At 75.8% G+C, this 5,075-nt stretch carries 3 protein-coding genes and 1 pseudogene; 1 reads left to right on the top strand and 3 read right to left on the bottom strand.

Translation table 11 applies throughout. The annotated features are described in order from the left end of the window. The 3 genes and pseudogenes from TR48_RS12295 to pgfA form a co-directional block, all read right to left on the bottom strand. Positions 1-1,091 (bottom strand): annotated as a pseudogene (locus TR48_RS12295) (hypothetical protein); the annotation flags it as partial. Further along, a complete protein-coding gene (locus TR48_RS12300) occupies positions 1,088-1,699 on the bottom strand; it encodes a methyltransferase domain-containing protein (RefSeq protein ID WP_042366108.1) in 612 nt (203 codons plus the stop codon). The pseudogene TR48_RS12295 and the gene TR48_RS12300, both read right to left, overlap by 4 nt. Next, positions 1,696-2,688, bottom strand: a complete 993-nt coding sequence (gene pgfA / locus TR48_RS38815) for a cell envelope lipid trafficking protein PgfA (RefSeq protein WP_052442609.1) — start codon at positions 2,686-2,688, stop codon at positions 1,696-1,698. The genes TR48_RS12300 and pgfA overlap by 4 nt, the downstream gene beginning before the upstream one ends. Before the next feature lie 222 nt (positions 2,689-2,910). Here pgfA and TR48_RS12310 point away from each other — a divergent pair, with 222 nt between their 5' ends. Beyond that, the gene (locus TR48_RS12310) at positions 2,911-4,062 is read left to right on the top strand and encodes a glycosyltransferase family 4 protein (RefSeq protein WP_042366109.1); all 1,152 of its coding nucleotides are present in this window, start codon (positions 2,911-2,913) and stop codon (positions 4,060-4,062) included. Positions 4,063-5,075: the final 1,013 nt, after the last annotated feature.

A 5,075-nucleotide genomic window follows, 5' to 3' on the forward strand; every position in this document is an offset into this window, starting at 1 on the left:
GCGCGGCACGCCCTCGGAATCGAACCCGAGCGCCCCAGCCCGTACCCCCGCCGCCGCCCCGCCGCAGGCTCTCGCGCCAACCGCACCGGCCCCGGCGGCACCACCCCGCGCCACTTGCCTGCCCTACCGGCGACCGGCCGTTCATCGGCCGGCGACACCCTGCCCAGCGGACGGGACGCGGCCCCACCGCCCACGCCCGCCTCGGGTCGCGTTCCCGCTCCAGGCCCCGCCCCCCGCACGACGTCGCCGGACCACGCCTCCTCATCCCGCGCGGCCTCGCGGGTCGAAGCCTCGCGGCCCGCGGTACCGGCAACCGCCGCGCGATGCGCGGCCTGCGCGCGCGCCGCCCCGCCGTGCGGCATACCGCTTCGCGCGGTCTCGGGTCGTGCTGCCCCGACGGGCGGCGCCTCAACACCCGCGGTCTGGCGGGCTTCTGCCTCCGCTGCGACCCCACGGGGTCGGTGCTCGCGGCCCGCGGTACCGGCAACCGCCGCGCGATGCGCGGCCTGCGCGCGCGCCGCCCCGCCGTGCGGCGTTCCGCTATGCGCGGTCTCGGGTCGGGCAGCACCAAGCGATGCCGCTCCGACGGGCGCGGTTTCGCCATGGTCCACCGCGCTCTGCGCCGACTCGGCGTTGTACGCCGCGCAGACGGCCAGCAGGACGCCGACGAAGCCCATGCCGTCGAAGCCGGCGTGGTGCGCGACCAGGAGGAGGCGGTCGCCGTCGCGCGGGCCGGTGAGGAGGCGCAGGCGGAGCAGCGGTGGCTGGCGCAGGTCGAGGGGGTGGTCGAGGAGGGCGCGCCGTTCGGCGTCGAGGTCGAGGTCGGGGCCGGTGCGGACGGTCAGCGGATCGGCCTCGGGCCGTGGTACCACCTGCCAGCGGCTGCGGGTGCGCCAGGGCGGGGTCGGCAGGCGCCGCGAGCGCGTGGCCGGGTGGGCGGCGAAGGCGACCTGAACGGCGGCGCGCAGCCGTTCGGGGTCCAGGCGTCCCGCGACGGCGAGTTCCAGGTAGATGAGGTTGGGCTCACCGCGTCGCTCCATCAGGTCGGCGGTCTCGTCGACCGCGGTGAAGCGGGTCGCCGGGGTGGTCATGCCGTCCTCCGCAGGACCAGTTCGGTGCGGCGGCCCAGCAGCCGCACGATCGGGGGGCGGGTGAGCAGCGCCAGGTCCTCGCGTCGCCGGAGGTGCCGCACGAGGGGACCGCGGACGCCGATCAGGGAGAGGCAGACGAGGCCGCCGACGCGGGTGACGCGGACCAGCTCGTCCACGACGCCGACGGCGTCGGGACCGCCGGGTAGCGCGCCGTCGCAGTAGGCGAGATCGGCCGCGGCGTCCTTGACCGGCAGCCAGTAGCCGTCGGCGACCACGCGCGCCCCGGCTCCCGCCTCCGGCGCGACGGCGGCCCCCGCGGACGCGGAGCGTGCGTGGTCCGCCCTGCCCGGTTCCACCGCCAGGCAGCGGGCCCCGGCGGTGCGGAAGGCGTCAGCCCGCCACACGTCCGTGCCGACCGCGACCACCTGACGGTCCGCCAGTCCGAATAAGCGGTCCAGTCGCCGCACCCGGTAGGCGGCGTGCAGGCGCTGGTAGGCGGGGTCGCCGACGCCGTGCCGGGCGGCGGCGGCCAGGAGTCGCAGTGCCGTGGCCGCGGGTGGCTGGTCCCCTCCGGTCCGGGCTCGGGTCGGACCGCCGCGCGCGCTCACGCCCCCTCCGCCGTCGACTCCGCCGGCACGTCGGGGCCGCCGGCCGGCACGTCGGGTGCGGCCGGAGCCGCTCCGCGGCGCAGCCGGAGGCCGCCGAGGACGGCCAACAGCGCGCCCAGCGCCGTGACCAGCCAGGGCACCGGCCCTTCGAGCAGCGAGAGTTCCGTCGCCTGCCCGGTGGCCTGGTTCACGAGCTGCTGTTCGGTGTCCTGGGTGGTCCGCAGTGTCACGTCCAGGGCGGTGGCCGAGTGGCGCGTGTCGCCGGGCAGGTGCAGCGTGACGATCTCGTGGGTGGTGACGGAGACCGGCGTGCCGGTCTCCGGGTCGACCAGGGTGACGGTCTGCGGGTTCTGGTACCACTCCTGGGCCTCGACGGTGGCGTCCTTCGAGGTGACGCCGAGCACGCCGGGCGGGACGGCCAGGGTGCCGACCTCGGTGGGCGGGATGGTCTGCACGTAGGCGTTGAAGGTGTGGCCGTCGATCTCGCGCGTGCCGTCGAGCTGCGCGGGGAAGGCCCGCCCGGCTTCGGGGTCCCACAGCCGGTAGCTCAGGGCGTCGGCGTGGAAGGGGAACTTGCGGAAGGCGTCCGCGCCCTGGCCGGTGTCGGCGCCGCAGCACGGGACGTACTGGTTGGTGACGCGGTCGAAGGTCCAGCGGTGCACGCTCAGTTGCAGCGCCTGCCGAGCGTCGGTGAGCGCCAGCGTGCTCGGGGTGTCGACGCGGGTGGTGATGGTCCACACGGCGGCGTGGTGCTCCCGGCCGACGACGGGGTCGCCCTGGATGTGCTCGGTGACGGTGACGAGGCCGGTGCCCGGCGCTCCCGTGGTGGGGTCGAGGTAGGTGCCCTGGCCGGTGGAGACGGTGGTGTCGGCGGGGTCCCACGGGGCGACGCGGACGGCGGGCAGCACGCCGAAGTGCAGGACCGGACCGGTGGCGGCGAGCAGGACGCCGGCGGACAGCAGGACGGCGGCGCTGACGCGGTGGCTCATCGGACCCCCAGAGGGCTGCCGGACATGGTGGCGACGGAGCACGTGCGCGAGGTGTCTCCGGACCGTAGAGCTTGAACTGACGCACCGTCAATAACGGCGTGCTTGTCGATAATTCCTGCGAGCACTGAAGAACTACTCGCAAGTAAGAAGTTATTGACGCTTTGTCATCAACCCTCTAGGGTTGGCGCGCCCTTCTCCCCGTACTCGACGAAAGGCACCCCGGTGGACCGCTCAGGCGTCCTTCGGCCGCCGTCCCGGGAGAACGACACCCGGGCCCGGACGGCGTCCCGCGCACACATCGCCTTCCTCTCCCTGCGTGACCTCGCCAGCCCCGCCGCAGGCGGGTCGGAGCTGCTCGTCGACAAGCTCGCCGAGGGCCTCGCCCGTCGTGGCCACCCGACCACTCTCGTCTGCGGCGGCCCGGTCGGCGCCGGACGCCCCTACCGGGTGCGCCGCAACGGCGGGCCGTACAGCCAGTTCCTCACCGCGCCGCGGGCGGTCCGCTCGCTGGACCGGGTCGACCTGCTGGTGGAGGTCTGCAACGGCCTGCCCTACCTCGCCCCCGCCTGGTCCCCCCGCACCCCGGCCGTCTGCCTGGTCAACCACGTTCACCGCGAGCTGTGGCCGCTGCGCTACCCCTGGCCGATCGCCGCGCTGGGCCGCTACGCGGAGACCGTGCTGTTGCCGCGCGTCCACCGCGGCAACCTCTTCGTGGCCGTCTCCGAGTCGACCGCCCAGGCGCTCGTGGAGATCGGCGTGGCTCCCGAGCGGATCCGCGTCGTCACCAACGGCGTCGAGGACGTGGCCCAACCCGCCGCGCTGCCAAGGGAGTCGCCCGAGCCGCTCTTCCTCGCGCTGGGCCGGCTGGCCGAGTACAAGCGGATCGACCTGCTGCTGCGGCTCTGGGAGCGGGTGCGCCCCGTCACCGGCGGCACCCTCGTCGTCGCGGGCGACGGCCCCGAACGCGAGCGCCTGGAAGCCCTGGCCGGGCGTCAGGTCGTCTTCACCGGACGGATCAGCGAGCAGACCAAGCACGAACTGCTCTGTCAAGCCTGGCTGTTGCTGCATCCCTCGCAGGTCGAGGGGTGGGGGCTGGTGGTCACCGAGGCCGCGGTGCGCCGCACGCCGACCGTCGGCTTCCGCATCCCCGGGCTCACCGACTCCGTCGCGCACGGTGCGACCGGACTGCTGGCCCCCACCGAGGGCGCGTTCGCCTCAGCCTGGGCCGGTCTCGCCCTCGAACCCGCCCGGCGGCGCGCCATGGGCGCGGCGGCCCGCGGACGCGCGCTCGGCTTGCGCTGGCACACCACCGTCGAGCGGTTCACCGCCGTCGTGGACGAGGCCCTGCACCGGGCCGCCCACACCCCGCGCTGACGCGGCGGGCGGCCGCAGCGCCAGCACCAGCAGCGAGACCGCCAGTGCCCCGAGCCGCAGCCCGAGCCGCAGCGGATCCGAGGGCAACGGCTCGTGGAAGATGACCCCGCCCGCGACCATCACCAGCGCGTTGCCGGTGATCACCTGCGCGGGCACCAGGGTGGCCGCGCGGGAGCGCTGCAGGCCGATCTGCATCACCCCCAGCATCAGCACGGAGAACAGGCCCAGCAGCCACGGGTACGGCAGCTCCGCCAGGGCGAGCAGGGAGCGGCGGCCGTCCCGGGCCGACACCGCCAGTGCCTTGGCCAGCAGCCCGCCCGCGCCGTTGAGCAGCCCCACCGCCACCCCGTAGGCCGTGCCCGAACGCGGCCCGCGCGGCAGCAGCACCGCGACCGCGCCCGCCGCCGCCAGCGCGCAGACCGTCAGCACGGAGGCGGGGTGCTCGCCGCGCCCCACCGGGTCCAGATGCGGGTCGTAGCTGAGCACGAGCATCACGGTGCTGGCGGCGAGCAGCCCGAGCATCGCGAGGTCGGCGCGGGCGGGCGCCTCCCGGTAGGCCACCGCGGAGGCCGCGACCAGCACGGCCGGACCGACGGCGAGCAGCGGCTGCGCCACGGTGATCGGCAGCAGCCCCTGCGAGACCACTTGCAGCACCAGCCCGGCGAGCACCAGCGCGAACCCGGCGAGCCACGTCGGTCTGCCGAACAGCGCCCGGAACAGCGCGAGGGGCGCGCCCAGCCGCAACGGCGGGAGCGCGCCCAGCGCCTGCTTCTCCACCAGCAGACCGACGTTGTAACAGACGGCCGCACACACGGCCGCCCCGACGCCGAGTATCACGACGGCTCCCCCGACCCGCCGTCGACGGGCCCAGGGGGCGGCGTCGCCGGGGGTGCCCCGTCCCCGGGGGCGTCGGCCGCCGGCTTGGAGCGGGTCTGGCGCGGGATGGTCGGCGGCGCGGGGCGCGCCCCAGGGGCCGGGGCTGGGGTCGGCAGAGGGGAGGCCCCCTCCGGGGC

Source organism: Streptacidiphilus neutrinimicus (genome assembly GCF_000787815.1).
Classification (GTDB): Bacteria; Actinomycetota; Actinomycetes; order Streptomycetales; family Streptomycetaceae; genus Streptacidiphilus; species Streptacidiphilus neutrinimicus.